This is a genomic window from Pseudoxanthomonas sp. GM95 (assembly GCF_900109775.1).
In the GTDB taxonomy this organism is placed as follows: Bacteria; Pseudomonadota; Gammaproteobacteria; order Xanthomonadales; family Xanthomonadaceae; genus Pseudoxanthomonas_A.
Genome location: NZ_FOAX01000001.1, coordinates 534,306 through 551,429, shown reverse-complemented (window position 1 = coordinate 551,429; position 17,124 = coordinate 534,306). Strand labels below are relative to the sequence as shown.

Sequence of the window (17,124 nt, the reverse complement as noted above, 5' to 3'; positions counted from 1 at the left end):
CTGGCCGACCTTTGATTCAGGCCAGGACCGGGCAGCCCGAGAGACGGCTGCCTCCCCATGACGCTCAACTGCACTGTTCGGCCGTCTTCCCACGCACCTCGGGACGACTCGAAACATGCGGCCAAACGGAGCAAGGAGTCTTATGAAACTGGCCTGGATTTTATGGCTGTCGCACAACATGTTGCCGCAGCCGGCCGCCGATTCGCTGTGCCTGTCCACCACCGTCTACCTGGAAGCCCGCGACCAAAGCGTGCGCGGACAGGAAGCGGTCGCTGAAGTCGCCCTGCGTCGCCGTGATAGCGGCCTGTGGGGCGATTCGATCTGCGATGTGGTCACGGCACGTCATCAGTTTGCACCCGGCATCGTGCCCGCCTCCACGCGCCTGCAGAACGGCAACGCGTGGGCCAAGTCGGTCTCGGTCGCGCTGGATTCCGAGCGCAACTGGGCGCTGCCCAGCGGTTCACGCCGCGAGATCGTGCCGGGCGCGAGCCACTTCGCGGCGCACGAGCTGGTCACGCCGAGCTGGAGCAATGCTTACACCGTGGCGACCATCGGCGATCACACCTTCTATCGCGTGCAGTCGCTGAAGCCGCGCCTGTAATCGCGCGCGACATCGTCAGCAAAAAAGGCCGGCAATCGCCGGCCTTTTTACATCTGCAGGCAGGGCCTGCATCGCAGCACGTCACACGCGCTTTGCCAGTGGCACGAACGCCAGATCTTCCGGACCGGTGTAATTCGCACTCGGACGAATGATCTTGCCGTCGATGCGCTGCTCGATGACGTGCGCACTCCAGCCTGCAGTGCGCGCGATGACGAACAGCGGCGTGAACATCGCCGTCGGCACGCCCATCATGTGATAGCTCACTGCGCTGAACCAGTCGAGGTTGGGAAACATCTTCTTGATGTCCCACATCACCGTCTCCAGACGCTCGGCGATGTCGTACATCTTCAGGCTGCCCTGCGTCTTGGACAGGTCATGCGCAACCTGCTTGATCACCTTGTTGCGTGGATCGCTGACGGTGTAGACGGGATGGCCGAAGCCGATCACTACTTCCTTCTTCTCCACGCGCGCCTTGATATCGGCTTCGGCCTCGTCGGGCGAGTCGTAGCGCTTCTGCACTTCGAACGCGACTTCGTTGGCGCCGCCATGCTTGGGACCGCGCAGTGCGCCGATGCCGCCGCAGATCGCGCTGAACATGTCGCTGCCGGTGCCGGCGATCACGCGGCATGCAAACGTGGAGGCATTGAACTCATGCTCGGCATACAGCACCAGCGAAGTGTGCATCGCCTTGACCCACGCATCGCTGGGCTTCTCGCCGTGCAACAGATGCAGGAAGTGGCCGCCGATGGAATCGTCATCGGTCTCCACGTCGATCGCGCGACCGTTGTGGCTCCAGTGATACCAGTACAGCAGCATCGAACCAAGCGAAGCCATCAGCTTGTCGGCGATATCGCGCGCGCCGGGATGATTGTGATCGTCCTTTTCCGGCAGCGCGCAGCCCAGCACGGAGACGCCGGTGCGCATGACATCCATCGGATGCGCCGAGGGCGGCAGTTCTTCGAGCGCCGCCTTCACTGCGGCAGGCAGTCCGCGCAACGATTTCAGCTTGGCCTTGTACGCGCGCAGCTCGTCCGTGGTCGGCAGCTTGCCATGCACCAGCAAATACGCGATCTCCTCGAACTCGCTTTTCGCGAGATCCATGATGTCGTAGCCGCGATAGTGCAGGTCGTTGCCGGTCCGGCCGACGGTGCACAGCGCGGTGTTGCCGGCCGGCGTGCCAGATAGCGCGACGGATTTCTTCGGCTTGAAGCCGGGGGTGGCGGTGGCGGATTCGCTCATGGGATTACTCGCTCTTCTGCTCTGGAATATCGAATGACGCGGGGACTGCAGGCGCGGCGCCGCACAGGTCGGTGACCAGGCGCTGCAGCATCAGAATTTGTTGCTGTTGCAGTTCGACCAGATGCGTCCAGTCTTGGTCGCGCAGGCCGTTGAGCTTTTCCTGCAGTTGCATGATTTCAAGCTCGGCCTTGACGTTGACGGCGTAGTCGTTCTCCGCGCGCAGGCGGTCGATGGTGCCCTGCCGGTTCTGGCTCATCATGATGATCGGCGCCTGGATGGCAGCCACGCACGACAGGCACAGGTTGAGCAGGATGTAGGGATAGGGATCGAAGGCGTCGCGCGCCAGCACCAGCGAGTTGAGCACCATCCAGCCAATCAGGCAGCCCAGGAACACCAGGATGAAACTCCAGCTGCCGCCGATGGCCGCCACGCGATCGGCGATGCGCTCGCCCAGCGAGGAAGACTGGTCGTAGTCGCGCACGATGTTGCGCGACACCTGCTTGCGCTGGACGAAGCGCTCGACGATCGCGCGCTCGTCCTCGGGTAGTTTCTCGATCTCGCTCTGCAGCAGCGCGCGTGCGGTCTGCAGGCGATCCGGTGCCTTGTAGCGATGACGGGACAGCGGCATGGCGAACTCCAACGCAGGTGCGCGGCGATGTCCGGCTAGCGCGGGCGGGATGCAAACAATGCATCCAGCTTGTTTTCGAAGGCGTGATAGCCGATGCGCTCGTACAGCTCCTCGCGGGTCTGCATGGTGTCCAGCACCGCCTGCTGGTGGCCATCGCGGCGGATGGTGGTGTAGACGTTCTCGGCGGCCTTGTTCATCGCACGGAATGCGGACAGCGGATACAGCTGGATCGCTACGCCGACGCTGGCCAGTTCTTCACGGGTGAACAGCGGCGTGGCACCGAACTCGGTGATGTTGGCCAGCACCGGCACCTTCACCGCCTCGACGAAGCGCTGGTAGGTGCCCAGGTCGTACGAGGCTTCGGCGAAGATGCCATCGGCGCCGGCCTCGACGCAGGCGATGGCGCGTTCGATCGCCTTATCCACGCCTTCGACCTGGATCGCATCGGTGCGCGCGATCAGGAAGAAATCCGCATCGGTCTTGGCATCGGCCGCGGCTTTGACCCGATCGGCCATTTCGCTCTGCGAGACGATCTCCTTGCCCGGACGATGGCCGCAGCGCTTGGCGCCCACCTGGTCTTCGATATGGCACGCCGCCGCGCCGGCCTTGATTAGAGACTTGATCGTGCGCTCGATGTTGAACGCGCTGGCGCCGAAGCCGGTATCGATGTCCACCATCAGCGGCAGGTCGCACACATCGGTGATGCGGCGGGTGTCGATCAGCACGTCTTCCAGCGTGTTGATCCCCAGGTCCGGCATGCCCAGCGAGCCGGCCGCCACGCCGCCACCGGACAGGTACACGGCCTTGTAGCCGGCGCGCTTGGCCAGCAGGGCGTGGTTGGCGTTGATCGCACCGATCACCTGCAGCGGGGATTCGGCGGCCAGGGCGGCGCGGAAGCGGGCGCCGGCGGTCAGGGAGGTCATGGCCTTACTCCATCTATATGTGTGTGCGAACGAGCCGGCATGCGCGCCGCTCGCAGGGCGTGGCGCAATCTGGCACTCTCCAATGCATTGATCAATCTTGATTGCACCAATCAACCTTTCGATGGACGACGACCTCATCCCCGCCAGCCAGGCCTGCGAACTGCTCGGCATCACCACGGCCACGCTGTATGCCTACGTCAGCCGCGGTCTGCTGGAATCGCGCCCCGGCACCGACCATCGCAGCCGCATGTACCGGCGCCAGGAGGTCGAACGCCTGGCACAGAACAAGAAGGCCGGCCGCGGCGCCGCACGCGGGGCCGCGCAAAGCCTGGACCGCGGCCTGCCGGTGCTGGAAACCCGGATCTCGCTGATCCAGCCCGACGGCCCGTACTACCGCGGCCAGTCTGCCGTGGCCGCGGTCCGCGCTGGCGCCACGCTGGAAGACACCGCGCGCCTGCTCTGGGACTGCGGCCCGCATGACCCGTTCGCAGCAGTGCCCGCGCCCTGGCCGGCACTGCTGGCGCCGCTGGCCACGAATGCTGCCCTCCCCCCGCTGGAACGCACCCTGGCCTGCATGCCACTGCTGGCGCTGGACGTGCGGCATTCGTTCAACCTCGCCCTGCCCGTGCGCTTTGAGCTGGCCGCTTTGCTGCTACGCCAGAACGCCGCCCTGCTGATCGCCGCCGCGCCCGATGCCGCGCCGGTCCACCTGCAGTTGGCCGGGCACTGGGCGCCGGGCGACGACACCCTGGCCGAACTGGTCCGCGCCGCATTGGTGCTGTGCGCCGATCACGAACTCAATGTCTCGGCCTTCGCCGCGCGCGTGGTGGCCTCCACCGGCGCGCACCTGCACGCCACCGTCTGCAGCGGCCTGGCGGCGTTGTCCGGGCCGCGCCACGGCGGTGCCACCGCGCGCGCCTATGCGCTGCTGGAGGCTGGCGCTGATGAAGTCACAGCGCGCTGGGCGCGCGGCGACGACCTGCCCGGCTTCGGCCATGCGCTGTATCCGCACGGCGATCCGCGCGCAGCCGAGCTGCTGGCGATGCTGCGCGCCCATGCCGGCGATACGCCGCAGATGGAACAGGTTGAAGCGCTGATCGCCCGCGCGCACGAGGTCAGTGGCCTGCGTCCGAACGTGGACCTGATGCTGGCCACCATCTGCTATGCCTACGGCCTGCCCGCCGCGCCCGCGTTGATCCTGTTCGCGTGCGGACGCCTGGCCGGTTGGCTGGCGCACGTGCTGGAACAACAGACGCTAGGCAAGCTGATCCGCCCGCGCGCGCAATACACCGGGCTGGCGCCGAGCGCGGCGAATGCGCGCCCAAATGCGTGATGCCGCTTTTTGTGGGAACCGGTCTACGTGGCGCCGGGCCATCAGCGGCGATAGCGCTTTACAGGGAAAGCCGCATCGCCACTGATGGCCCGAGGCCACGCAGAGCGGCCCCCGCAACGACTCAGGCGCCCGAGTCGGGCCCGCGGCTCAACGCACGACGCACTTCTTCCAGCGCACCGGGATCGTCCAGCGTCGACAGATCACCCGGATCGCTGCCCTGCGCCAGCGCCTGGATCGAACGCCGCAGCAGCTTGCCCGAGCGCGTCTTGGGCAACGCGTTGACGATGTAGACCCGCGCCGGCCGCGCGACCGCGCCCAGGTCGGTCTCGACGATCTTGCGCATGCCGTCGGCGGCCTGGTTGCGCGCATCGGTTTCATCGGTGGCCTGGCGCAGCGTGGCGAACACCACCGGCACCTGCCCCTTCAATTCATCGATCACGCCCACCACGGCCGCTTCGGCCACGCCGCTGAAGCCGGACACCGATTCCTCGATCTCGCGCGTCCCCAGGCGATGGCCGGCCACGTTGATCACGTCATCGGTGCGGCCCTGGATGAAGGTGTAGCCATCGGCGTCCTTGATCGCCCAGTCCAGCGAGCTGTACAGCAGTTCCTTGAAGTGACTGAAGTAGCTGTCGATGAAACGCTGGTCATCGTTCCAGATGGTGGTCATGCAGCCCGGCGGCAGCGGCGGCTGCATCACCAGCACGCCCTTCTGATTGGGCGCGACTTCTTCGCCAGTGGCCTCGTCGATGATCTTCATCTTGTAGCCAAGATTCGGAAAGCCCGGCGAGCCGAAACGCAGTGGTTTCATGTCCAGTCCGGGCAACAGCGTCAGCGCCGGCCAGCCGGTTTCGGTCTGCCAGTAGTTGTCGATCACCGGCTTGCGCAGCGCATCGGTGATCCAGTGCGCCGTGGGTTCGTCCAGCGGCTCGCCGGCCAGGAACAGGTACTTGAGTTCGGATAGATCGTGGCGGCGGATGAAATCCACGTCGTGCTTCTTCAGCACGCGGATCGCGGTGGGCGAGGAGAACATCGTGCGCACGCCGTACTGCTCGCACAGCGCCCACCAGATGCCGGCATCGGGATTGATCGGCAGGCCTTCGTAAAGGATCGCGGTACAGCCACCGATCAGCGGCCCATACACGTTGTACGAATGGCCCACGGCCCAACCCACGTCCGAGGTGGAGAACATCACCTGGCCCGGGCCGCAGTCGAAAATGGTGCGCATCGATTGCGCCATCGCCACCGCATAACCGCCGACATCGCGCTGCACGCCCTTGGGCTTGCCGGTGGTACCGGAGGTATAGAGCAGATACGCCGGCTCGTTGGATTCCAGCCAAGCCACCGGTACCTGCGCACCTTCAACCTGCGCACGCAACGTGGCGTAATCCTCGTCGCGCCCGGCGACCTTCGGCTCGGCCGGATCCAGATCGCGCGAGACGATCAACACCTTCGGCGGCGGGAACTGCGCCTCGGCGCAGGCCGCATCGATGAGCGGCTTGTACGGAATCACCTTGCCACCGCGGCTGCCCGCATCGGCCGCGATCAGCAGCTTCGGCTTGGCGTCATCGATGCGCAGCGCCAGGTTGTGCGCGGCGAAGCCACCAAACACCACCGAGTGCACCGCGCCAATGCGCGCGCACGCCAGCATCGCGAACACGGCCTCGGCCATGTTGGGCATGTACACCACCACGCGATCGCCGCGCCCGACGCCCAGCTGCTGGATCACCGCCGCGAAGGCATTCACTTCCTCGTGCAGCTGCCGGTAGGTGATCTCACGCGTACCGTTGGTCTCGGTGGAGACCACCACCAACGCAAGCTGGTCCGGGCGTGCGTCGAGATGCCGGTCGATCGCGTTGTAGCAAAGATTGGTCTTCCCACCGACGAACCACTTGCGAAACGGCGGCTTGGAATAATCCAGGATCTGTTGCGGCGGCACGTGCCAGTGGATCGCCTTGGCTTCCTCTGCCCAGAAGGCCTCGGGCTGCTCGATGGATCGGCGATAAACCTCTTCGTACGACATTGCAGCGCCTCCCTGGACCGATGCCACGAGCATAGGGCCGCCCCGACAGCCTCACCTTTGGACGATGGTCGAAGCTGCAGCGCGTCACTCAGGCAGGTGGAAGCTCCTTGGCGCGCTCGCGCAGCAGGTACTTCTGCACCTTGCCGGTGGAGGTGCGCGGCAACTCGCCGAACACGAAGGCGCGCGGCACCTTGAAGCCGGCCAGATGGGTCTTGCAGTACTGCTGCAACGCATCGGAGGCCGGCGCGTCGCTGCCGGACTTCAGTTCGATGAAAGCGCACGGGGTTTCGCCCCACTTCTCGTCGGGGCGCGCGACCACGGCCGCGGCCATCACCGCTGGATGACGACACAGCGCATCTTCCACTTCGATCGAGGAGATGTTCTCGCCACCGGAGATGATCACGTCCTTGGAGCGATCGCGGATTTTGACGTAGCCATCGGGATACACCACCGCCAGATCGCCGGTATGAAACCAGCCGCCCTCGAACGCGGCTTGCGTCGCGCGTGGATTGCCCAGGTAGCCCTTCATGGTGATGTTGCCGCGATACATGATCTCGCCGATCGCCTGCCCGTCCCACGGCACCGGCTGCAGCGTCTGCGGATCGAGCACCTGCATGTCTTCCTGCAGCAGGCAGGCCACGCCCTGGCGACTGTTGAGGTCGGCACGTTCGGCGATGCCCAGCGCAGCCCACTCGTCCTTCGGCTGGCACAGCGACGCGGGGCCATAGACCTCGGTCAATCCATACACATGGGTGATATGGAAGCCCATGCGCTCCATGCCTTCGATCACCGCCGCCGGGGGTGCCGCACCGGCCACCTGCGCCTGCACGCCGCTCAAGCCCTGCTTCCATTCGGCAGGTGCGGCGACCAGCGCGCTATGCACGATCGGTGCGCCGCAATAGTGGGTGACGCCGTGTTCGCGCATCAGCTCGAACACGCGCTTGGGATCGAACCTGCGCAGGCACACCTGCGTGCCGGCGACGGCCGCCATCGTCCACGGGAAACACCAGCCGTTGCAGTGGAACATCGGCAGCGTCCACAGGTACACCGGATGCGGCGGCATCGACCAGTCGATGATGTTGGCCACCGCATTCAAATACGCGCCGCGATGGTGATAGACCACGCCCTTCGGATCGCCGGTGGTGCCGGAGGTGTAGTTGAGCGAGATCGCATCCCACTCGTCCTCGGGCAGCGCCATCTCGAATGCGGCATCGCCACCGGCGATGAAGGCTTCGTATTCGATTTCGCCGAGGAAATCGCCAGCGGTCACTTCCGCGTCGTCCACATCGATCACGCGTGGCGCTTGCTTGCACAACGCCAGCGCCTGCGCGACCACCGGTGCGAATTCGCGATCGGTGAACAAGACCTTCGCCTGCGCGTAGTCGAGCATGAAGGCGATCGTGGCCGCATCCAGACGCGTGTTGAGCGTGTTGACCACCGCGCCCAGCATCGCCGGCCCGTAGTGCAGCTCGAACATCGCCGGCGTGTTGGCCAGCATCGCCGCCACGGTATCGCCGCGCCCGATGCCCCAATCGTGCAGCGCCGAAGCCAGCCTTCGGCAACGCGCGTATTCCTCGCTCCAGGTCAGGCGACGCTCGCCGTGGATCAACGCCACGCGCTGCGGATGCACCTGCGCCGCCTTGCGCAGGAAACTCAGCGGCGACAGCGACGTGTAGTTGGCGCGATTGCGCTCCAGGCCCTGCGTATAGGCATCGTGCGACATCGAAACCCTCCCGGTTCCACGTCGTTGGTCTGCCTGGCAGCGTAGTCGGCGCGCGCCGCGATCGCGTTTCGACCTTGGTCTCACCCGACGCGCGCACAAACAAAAACGCCGGACCTTACGGCCCGGCGCTTCATGACACCTGTGTCAGCGCTGGATCAGCCGAGCAGGTGGGCCACGCCGGCGCGCTCTTCTTCCAGCTCGGCCAGGGTCTTGTCGATGTACTTCTGGCTGAAGTCGTCGATCGGCAGATCCTTGACGATGGTGTAGCTGCCGTTTTCGGTGGTCACCGGGAAGCCGAACATCACGCCTTCCGGAATGCCGTACGAACCGTCGGACGGCACGCCCATGGTCACCCACTTGCCATCCGTGCCCAGCACCCAGTCATGGATGTGGTCGATGGCGGCGTTGGCAGCCGAGGCGGCCGAGGACAGGCCGCGAGCTTCGATGATCGCTGCGCCGCGCTTGCCCACGGTCGGGATGAAGGTGTTGGCGTTCCATTCCTGGTCGTTGATCGCCTCGCCGATGGAGGCGCCGTCGGCGGTGGCGAAACGGTAGTCCGGGTACATGGTCGGGCTGTGGTTGCCCCACACGGCCAGCTTCTCGATGCTGGCGACCGGCTTGCCGAGCTTGGCCGACAGCTGGCTCAGCGCGCGGTTGTGGTCCAGGCGCAGCATGGCAGTGAAGTTCTTCGGATTCAGGTCCGGGGCGGACTTCATCGCGATGTAGGCATTGGTGTTGGCCGGGTTGCCGACCACCAGCACCTTCACGTCACGGCTGGCGACCTTGTTCAGCGCCGCGCCCTGGGCGGTGAAGATCTCCGCGTTGGCCAGCAGCAGATCCTTGCGCTCCATGCCCGGGCCGCGCGGACGCGAGCCGACCAGCAGGGCGACGTCGGCATCCTTGAAGGCCACTTCGGCGTTGTCGGTGCCGATCATGCCGGCCAGCAGCGGGAACGCGCAGTCTTCCAGCTCCATCATCACGCCCTTCAGGGCGGCCTGGGCCTTGTCGATCGGCAGCTCCAGCAGCTGCAGGATGACCGGCTGGTCCTTGCCCAGCATTTCGCCGGAGGCGATGCGGAACAGCAGGGCGTAACCGATCTGGCCGGCAGCGCCGGTGACGGCAACTCGGACGGGTTGTTTCATGGTGTGGATTCCTCGTGCATCGGACGGCGGGCCGATGCCCGCCTCAGGGGATAGGCGCTAGACGCGCCAGGCGGATGGAGGGCTCACGGGAAGCGCTGTCACAACCTCGCATGCATCCAGCGGATGACACGGCGCGATCGACATGGACAGCGGACTCCTGGTGGCGCCGCCTCAATTGTGCGGCGCGGAATTTTAGCACGCAGGCCCGGCGCGACCGTGTTCAACCAAAGGTCTACTTGCGGTCGCGCCGGCGCGTCGGAGCCGGATCAGGCGGCCAGGTGCTTGTTCCATTCGGCCACGCGGTCGGCCTTGGCGGCCAGCACGGCATCGGCGTCGCCTTCGATGACCAGGGTCTCGATCACGTCGCCCTGCTTCACTGCGTCAACGACTTCCAGGCCCGACAGGACCTTGCCGAACACGGTGTGCTTGCCGTCCAGCCACGGGGTGGACACGTGGGTGATGAAGAACTGGCTGCCGTTGGTGCTGGGACCGGCATTGGCCATGGACAGCACGCCGCGGTCATGGCCCAGGCCGTTGTTGGTCTCGTCCTCGAAACGGTAGCCCGGGCCGCCACGGCCGGAGCCTTCTGGGCAGCCGCCCTGGATCATGAAATCGGGGATGACGCGGTGGAAGATCAGCCCGTCGTAAAAGCCGTGCTTGGCCAGGTTCACGAAGTTGGCCACCGTCAGCGGCGCCTTGTCGGGGTACAGCTCCACCTGAATGGGGCCGCGGGAGGTGTTGAAAGTGGCGGTCAGGGACATCTTGGGGACTCCTTTGGAGCGAGCAGCCCGGTACTGGGCGGTAACCGGCTATAATACGCGCTTCCCTCCCTAGCCCTGCGTGCAGACCAGCGCGCCCGCCGACGCATGTCCATCGAAAATCTCCGCAATATCGCCATCGTCGCGCACGTCGACCACGGTAAAACCACCCTCGTCGACCAGCTGCTCAAGCAGTCCGGCACGTTGTCTGAGCGCACCGTGCTCGCAGAGCGCGTGATGGACAGCAACGACCAGGAAAAGGAACGTGGCATCACGATCCTGGCCAAGAACACCGCCATCACCTGGCAGGGCAACCGCATCAACATCGTCGACACCCCCGGCCACGCCGACTTCGGCGGTGAGGTCGAGCGCGTGCTGTCGATGGTCGACACCGTGCTGATCCTGGTTGACGCCATGGACGGCCCGATGCCGCAGACCCGCTTCGTGACCCAGAAGGCCTTCGCGATGGGCTTCAAGCCGATCGTGGTCATCAACAAGGTCGATCGCCCCGGTTCGCGCCCCGAGTGGGTCGTGGAGCAGGTGTGGGACCTGTTCGACCGCCTGGGCGCCACGCCCGAGCAGATGGACTTCCCGATCGTTTACGCCTCGGCCCTGAACGGCTACGCCGGCCTGGAAGACACCGTGCGCAGCGGCGACATGACCCCGCTGTACGAAGCGATCATGAAGCACGCGCCCAAGCCGGAAGTCGACCCGGACGGCGCCTTCCAGATGCGCATCAGCCAGCTGGACTACAACAACTTCGTGGGCGTGATCGGCATCGGCCGCATCCAGCGCGGCACCCTGAAGAAGAACATGCCCGTCTCGGTCATCAACCGCGAAGGCAAGAAGCGCCAGGGCAAGGTGCTGCAGGTGCTGGGCTTCCTGGGCCTGGAGCGCATCGAGCAGGACAGCGCCGAGGCCGGTGACATCGTCGCCATCTCGGGCATCCAGGAGCTGACGATCTCCGACACCATCTGCGCCCTGGACACCCCCGAAGCGCTGCCGGCCCTGACCGTCGACGAGCCGACCATCTCGATGACCTTCCAGGTGAACAACTCGCCGTTCGCCGGCAACAAGGACCTCTCGGGCGGCAAGTTCCTGACCAGCCGCCAGCTGAAGGACCGCCTGGAGCGCGAGACCGTGCACAACGTGGCGCTGAAGGTCGAGCAGCTGGAAGACGCGGACAAGTTCCTGGTCTCCGGCCGCGGCGAGCTGCACCTGTCGGTGCTGATCGAGAACATGCGTCGCGAAGGCTACGAGCTGGCCGTGTCGCGCCCGGAAGTGATCATCAAGGAGATCGACGGCCAGATGATGGAGCCGATCGAGCAGCTGGTGATCGACGTGGAAGAAATCCACCAGGGCGGCGTCATGGAAAAGCTCGGCACCCGCAAGGCCCAGCTCAAGAACATGGAGCCGGACGGCAAGGGTCGCGTGCGCCTGGACTATGAAATCCCGGCGCGTGGCCTGATCGGCTTCCAGAACGAGTTCAAGACCCTGACCCAGGGCGGCGGCCTGCTGTTCCACGTGTTCGACCATTACGGTCCGAAGGAACAGGGCGCGATCGCCAAGCGCCTGAACGGCGTGATGATCGCCAACGCCCCGGGCGCCACGCCGGCCTACTCGCTCGGACCGCTGCAGGAACGCGGCAAGCTGTTCGCCGCCGAAGGCGACAACGTGTACGAAGGCCAGCTGATCGGGATCCACTCCAAGGACAACGACCTGACCGTCAACGCGATCAAGACCAAGCCGCTGACCAACATGCGTGCTTCGGGTAAGGACGACGCGATCGCCCTGACCCCGGCGATCAAGTTCTCGCTGGAGCAGGCCCTGGACTTCATCGACGACGACGAGCTGGTCGAGATCACGCCGAAGGAAATCCGCCTGCGCAAGAAGTTCCTGACCGAAAGCGATCGCAAGCGCGCCTCGCGCGCCGCCTGATCGCCTCGCAACACGGCCCTTCGTCCGTTCGATGCACCCGCAACGCCCCTACGACCCGGATCCGCATGCGCATCCGGGATTGCACGCGCTGGCGCTGTTCGAACTGGCCAAGGGCCTGCTGGCCCTGATTGCAGGCGCCAGCCTGGAAGTGATGGGGCCCGACCCCATCCGGCGCTTCATCCACGAGATGATCGCCCGCTTCAATCTTGATCCCGAGCACGGCACCCTGCCCTCGCTGCTCAAAGCCATCAGTCCCGAAGCGGTCCACCTGGCGGTGGCCGTGGTCGCCATCTACGCCATCTGGCGCCTGGTGGAAGCCTGGGGTTTGTGGCGGGCCAAGGCCTGGGCCTCGTGGCTGGGCTGCGTCGGCACGGCCGTCTACCTGCCCTTCGATATGTACGCGCTGATCCGGCATCCGGGCTGGCACACCTGGGCGGTGGTCATCATCAACCTGCTGGTCGTGGCCATCCTGGCCTGCGACCTGCTGCGTCGGCGTCGCCACTGACGTTGCACGCCCGGCCCGCAAGCGTTTAGCCTGCGCCGATCCCTGTTCTGGAATATCCCCGATGCGTGCCTGGCCTGCGCTGTCCCTGTCATGCCCGCTGCTTCTCAGCCTGGCCCTGGCGGCGTGTTCGGTCCCGGCCACCGCCTCGCGCGAAGCCACGCCGGCACCGGCCAATTTCCTCTACGCCGAGCAGACCATCGCCCAGCTGCAGCAGCGCATGCAGGCCGGCGAACTGGACAGCCGCACCCTGACCCGCGCTTACCTGGACCGCATCGCCCAGGTTGACCGCGCCGGCCCCAAGCTCAACGCGGTGATCCAGCTCAATCCCGACGCGATGACCGAGGCCGCCCTGCGCGACCGTGAGCGCGAGAGCGGCACCGTGCGCGGGCCGCTGCAGGGCATCCCGATCCTGCTCAAGGACAACATCGACGCCACGCCGATGGCCACCACCGCGGGCTCGATGGCACTCAAGGATTTCCGCCCGAAGCAGGATGCCTTCCTGGTCAAGCGCCTGCGCGAGGCCGGCGCGGTGATCCTGGGCAAGACCAACCTCTCCGAGTGGGCGAATTTCCGCGCCAGCGATTCGATCTCGGGCTGGAGCGGCGTCGGCGGCCAGACCCACAATCCCTACGTGCTGGATCGCAATCCCTGCGGCTCCAGCGCCGGCAGCGGCGTGGCCGCGTCGGCCAACCTGGCCGCGGCCACGGTCGGTACCGAGACCGACGGCAGCATCATCTGCCCGGCCTCGGTCAGCGGCGTGGTCGGCTTGAAGCCCACCGTCGGCCTGGTCAGCCGCGACGGCATCGTGCCGATCTCGTGGAGCCAGGACACTGCCGGCCCGATCACCCGTACCGTCGCCGATGCCGCCACCCTGCTCTCGGTGATGGCCGGTCGCGATGCCGCCGACGCCACCACCGGCTACGCCACGCTCAACGCGCCACTGGATTACCAGGCGCGGCTGCGCCCGGGCGGCCTGAAGGGCGCGCGCATCGGCGTGGTCCGCAGCAGCTTCAACTTCAGCCCGGACGTGGCCAAGGCGATGGAAGGCGCGGTCGCCACCCTGCGCGCCGCCGGCGCCACCGTGGTCGACGCCGAGATCCCGACCGCCGGTCAGTGGGACGACGACGAGCTGCTGGTGCTCAAGACCGAGTTCAAGAACGGCCTGGCGCGCTACCTCACCAGTCGCGACGCGCCGCTCACTTCGCTGCAGCAGCTGATCGGCTTCAACCAGCAACACGCCCACGAAGAACTCGGGCTGTTCGGCCAGGATCTGTTCGAACAATCCGCGGCGATGGGCGGCCTGAATGATCCGGCCTACATCCAGGCCCGTTCGCGGATCAAGCGCCTGGCCGGCCCGGAAGGCATCGATGCGGCGCTGAAGGCGCAGAAGCTCGATGCCCTGATCGCCGCCTCGACCGGCCCGGCCTGGCGCACCGACCCGGCGTTCAAGGATCCCTTTCCCGGCGCCGGCTATGGCGCGGCCGCAGTGGCCGGCTACCCCAGCCTGAGCGTGCCAATGGGTCAGAGCCGCGGGCTGCCGCTGGGCCTGCTGTTCATCGGGACCGCGTGGAGCGAGGCCAAGCTGATCGCGTTCGGTTACGACTACGAGCAGCGCACCTTGGCCCGCACGCCGCCGCAATACCTGTCCACGCTGGAACCAGCCACAGCCAAGTAAGCGCGTTTGCGCTAGACCGCCGGCGGCGGCGCGTCATCCTGCTGGGTCACCGGCGGCGGGCCGTCTTCGGCACCGGGCGAATTGGTCTGGCGCAGGCTCGGCACCACTTGCGGCGTATCCGGCGGCGTCTGTTCGCGGGTGAGTTCGTTGCGCTGGCGCGGCAGCGCGTAGGGATATTCGCGCGCCAGGTAATCCAGCACGCGCTCGCGCACCACGCAACGCAGGTCGAAGGCATCGCCGGAGTTGCGCGCGCTCACCAGCAGGCGCACCTGCATCGCCGTCTCCGAGGTTTCGGTCACCTGGGCGATGCACACCCGCCCGTCCCAGCGCGGATCGCCCTTGCACACGCGCTCGGTTTCGGCGCGCACCTCGGCCATCGGCGTGCGGTAGTCCAGCCACAGGAACACCGTGCCCAGCATGTCGGCGTTGCGCCGGGTCCAGTTCTGGAACGGGTTCTCGATGAACCAGGTCAGCGGCACCACCATCCGGCGCTCGTCCCAGATGTGGACGACGACGAACGAACTGGTGATCTCCTCGATCCGGCCCCATTCGCCTTCGACGATCACCACGTCGTCCAGCCGGATCGGCTGCGACAGCGCGATCTGCAGCCCGGCGATCAGGTTGCCGAATACCGGCTTGGCCGCGATGCCGGCCACCAGCCCGAGGATGCCGGCCGAGGCCAACAGCGTCTTGCCGAGCTGGCGCACCTCGTCGAACTGCAGCAGCACCACCGAGGCACCCACCAGGATCACCAGGCCCGACGCCACGCGCCCGAGCACCCGCGCCTGGGTATGGACCTGGCGCGCGGCGAGGTTGTCGGCCACGTCGATGCGATGGTCGCGCAAGATTGCTGCGACGATGCCATTGACCACGCGCACAGCCAGCCAGGTCGCGCAGCCGACGATGCCCACGTGCAGGCCAAGCTTCACCAGCGCCAGTTGCGCGTCCTTGATCGGCGTGGCGTCCAGCCCGGCGCGGATGAAGATCAGCGGCAGCAGGAACGCCAGCGGCAGGCTCAGGATGCGGGTGATACGCGCGCGGCGGTAATCCTTCTCGCGCGACCGGCGTTCCAGCCAGGCGAACAGACTCCAGGCCAGCAGGCCCAGCAGCGCCGAAAGGCCCAGCGGAATCGCATACGGGCTGATGTCATTCCAGTGGAGGTCGGTCATCAATGACCGACCTTGCCAAAGCCGCTGTTCACTTCATGTCGGCGCACGATGTCGCGCCCGACATGCGCGGCGCTTACGCGGTGGCGATTTTGTTCTGGCGCTGCTTGCGCACGATCAGCATCGCGATCTCCAGCGACTGCTCGTAGTTCAGGCGCGGATCGACGGTGGAGCGATACGCACGCTCCAGATCCACGTCGGTCAGCTCGCGCGCGCCGCCGGTGCATTCGGTCACGTCTTCGCCGGTCAGCTCCAGGTGCACGCCACCCAGGCGCGTGCCGGCCGCGGCATGCAGGTCGAAGGACTGCTCCACTTCGCTGCGGATATTGTCGAAGCGCCTCGTCTTGAAGCCATTGGACGTGCTCTCGGTATTGCCATGCATCGCATCGCACACCCACAGCACGCGGCGGCCATCGCGCTTGACTGCTTCAAGCAGCGGCGGCAGCTTCTCCGCGATGTGGGCAGCGCCCATGCGATGGATGAAGCTCAGGCGGCCCGGCTCGTCGTCCGGGTTGAGCACGTCCATCAGGCGCAGCAGCTGGTCCGGCTGCACCGAAGGCCCGACCTTGATCGCGATCGGATTGCGCACGCCGCGCAGGTATTCCACATGCGCGCCATCGAGCGCCGCGGTGCGCATGCCGATCCACGGATAATGCGTGGACAGGTTGAACCAGCCCCACTGGCGCGGCACTTCGCGGGTCAGCGCTTCTTCGTAGGGCAGCAGCAGCGCTTCGTGCGAGGTGTAGAAATCGATGCGATTGAGGTTGTGCACCTCCGAACCGGCCAGCGTCTCCATGAAGCGCACCGCGCCGCCGATGTCCGACACCATCTGCTGGTATTCGTTGGCCAGCGGCGAATAGCCCACCCAGTTGAGGTTCCAGTACTCGGGATGGTGCAGGTCGGCGAAGCCGCCATCGATCAGCGCCCGCACGAAATTCATCGTCATGGCCGAGCGCGAATGCGCGCGGATCATGCGTTGTGGGTCGGGGATGCGCGCGGCCTCGCTGAATTCCGGCGCATTGACCAGGTCGCCGCGATAGCTGGGCAGGGTGACGTCGCCGCGCGTCTCCATGTCGGTCGAACGCGGCTTGGCGTACTGCCCGGCAAAACGGCCCACGCGCACCACCGGCAGCTGCAGCCCGTGCACCAGGACCAGGCTCATCTGCAGCAGCACCTTGAGACGGTTGGAGATCAGCCCGGACTCGCAGTCGGAAAAACTCTCCGCGCAATCGCCGCCCTGCAGCAGGAAGCGCTTGCCTTCCTGCGCCTCGGCCAGCTGCTTCTTCAGCGCGAAGATCTCCCACGAGGTCACCAACGGCGGCAGCCGGCCCAGTTCGTCCAACGCGGTCTTGAGCGTACCGGCATCGGGATAGGTCGGCATCTGCAGCGCAGGCCGATCGCGCCAGGTGGTCGGCGACCAGTCCTTGGGCAGGTTCACGGCGTGCAGCGAGCGGTCAGGGCTATTCATGG

Annotated in this window: 14 protein-coding genes; 5 read left to right on the top strand and 9 right to left on the bottom strand. The window is 66.1% G+C overall.

Annotation, left to right across the window (positions count from 1 at the left end; genetic code table 11):
* Positions 1–142: 142 nt before the first annotated feature.
* Positions 143–601, top strand: a complete 459-nt coding sequence (locus tag BMZ17_RS02585; RefSeq protein ID WP_093135167.1) for a cell wall hydrolase — start codon at positions 143–145, stop codon at positions 599–601.
* An 81-nt stretch (positions 602–682) separates the two neighbouring features.
* Here BMZ17_RS02585 and prpC read toward each other — a convergent pair whose 3' ends face one another.
* The 3 genes from prpC to prpB are packed head-to-tail and all read right to left on the bottom strand — an operon-like array spanning position 683 to position 3,391.
* Positions 683–1,840: a bifunctional 2-methylcitrate synthase/citrate synthase gene (gene prpC, locus BMZ17_RS02580; protein ID WP_093135162.1), complete on the bottom strand. Its 1,158-nt coding sequence runs from the start codon at positions 1,838–1,840 to the stop codon at positions 683–685.
* Between the two features lie 4 nt (positions 1,841–1,844).
* A complete protein-coding gene (locus BMZ17_RS02575; RefSeq protein ID WP_093138001.1) occupies positions 1,845–2,468 on the bottom strand; it encodes a DUF1003 domain-containing protein in 624 nt (207 codons plus the stop codon).
* Between the two features lie 35 nt (positions 2,469–2,503).
* Positions 2,504–3,391: a methylisocitrate lyase gene (gene prpB, locus BMZ17_RS02570; RefSeq protein ID WP_093135158.1), complete on the bottom strand. Its 888-nt coding sequence runs from the start codon at positions 3,389–3,391 to the stop codon at positions 2,504–2,506.
* A 121-nt stretch (positions 3,392–3,512) separates the two neighbouring features.
* On the opposite strand from prpB, the gene BMZ17_RS02565 reads away from it, so the two are divergent.
* Positions 3,513–4,724 carry a citrate synthase family protein gene (locus tag BMZ17_RS02565; RefSeq protein WP_093135153.1) on the top strand — a complete coding sequence of 404 codons (1,212 nt, stop codon included), beginning with the start codon at positions 3,513–3,515 and terminating at the stop codon, positions 4,722–4,724.
* A 121-nt stretch (positions 4,725–4,845) separates the two neighbouring features.
* Here BMZ17_RS02565 and prpE read toward each other — a convergent pair whose 3' ends face one another.
* The 4 genes from prpE to BMZ17_RS02545 all read right to left on the bottom strand — a co-directional run bounded on the left by prpE (position 4,846) and on the right by BMZ17_RS02545 (position 10,373).
* Complete coding sequence (gene prpE / locus BMZ17_RS02560) at positions 4,846–6,747, bottom strand: propionate--CoA ligase (RefSeq protein ID WP_093135149.1); 1,902 nt, start codon at positions 6,745–6,747, stop codon at positions 4,846–4,848.
* Positions 6,748–6,835: 88 nt separating this feature from the next.
* Positions 6,836–8,470 (bottom strand): acyl-CoA synthetase, encoded by a 1,635-nt coding sequence (locus BMZ17_RS02555; RefSeq protein WP_093135144.1) that lies wholly within the window; start codon positions 8,468–8,470, stop codon positions 6,836–6,838.
* Between the two features lie 155 nt (positions 8,471–8,625).
* Positions 8,626–9,612 carry a malate dehydrogenase gene (locus BMZ17_RS02550; RefSeq protein ID WP_093135140.1) on the bottom strand — a complete coding sequence of 329 codons (987 nt, stop codon included), beginning with the start codon at positions 9,610–9,612 and terminating at the stop codon, positions 8,626–8,628.
* A 266-nt stretch (positions 9,613–9,878) separates the two neighbouring features.
* Positions 9,879–10,373, bottom strand: a complete 495-nt coding sequence (locus BMZ17_RS02545; RefSeq protein WP_093135136.1) for a peptidylprolyl isomerase — start codon at positions 10,371–10,373, stop codon at positions 9,879–9,881.
* A 105-nt stretch (positions 10,374–10,478) separates the two neighbouring features.
* Between BMZ17_RS02545 and typA the strand changes: the two genes are divergently transcribed.
* The 3 genes from typA to BMZ17_RS02530 all read left to right on the top strand — a co-directional run bounded on the left by typA (position 10,479) and on the right by BMZ17_RS02530 (position 14,488).
* Positions 10,479–12,308, top strand: coding sequence for a translational GTPase TypA (gene typA / locus BMZ17_RS02540; protein ID WP_093135131.1), 1,830 nt, complete (start codon positions 10,479–10,481; stop codon positions 12,306–12,308).
* A 31-nt stretch (positions 12,309–12,339) separates the two neighbouring features.
* A complete protein-coding gene (locus tag BMZ17_RS02535; protein WP_093135126.1) occupies positions 12,340–12,813 on the top strand; it encodes a DUF2127 domain-containing protein in 474 nt (157 codons plus the stop codon).
* Positions 12,814–12,874: 61 nt separating this feature from the next.
* Positions 12,875–14,488 (top strand): amidase, encoded by a 1,614-nt coding sequence (locus BMZ17_RS02530; protein WP_093135122.1) that lies wholly within the window; start codon positions 12,875–12,877, stop codon positions 14,486–14,488.
* Between the two features lie 11 nt (positions 14,489–14,499).
* Here BMZ17_RS02530 and BMZ17_RS02525 read toward each other — a convergent pair whose 3' ends face one another.
* Positions 14,500–15,657 carry a mechanosensitive ion channel family protein gene (locus tag BMZ17_RS02525; protein ID WP_093135119.1) on the bottom strand — a complete coding sequence of 386 codons (1,158 nt, stop codon included), beginning with the start codon at positions 15,655–15,657 and terminating at the stop codon, positions 14,500–14,502.
* Between the two features lie 73 nt (positions 15,658–15,730).
* Complete coding sequence (locus tag BMZ17_RS02520; RefSeq protein WP_093135114.1) at positions 15,731–17,122, bottom strand: class II 3-deoxy-7-phosphoheptulonate synthase; 1,392 nt, start codon at positions 17,120–17,122, stop codon at positions 15,731–15,733.
* Between the last annotated feature and the right edge of the window lie 2 nt (positions 17,123–17,124).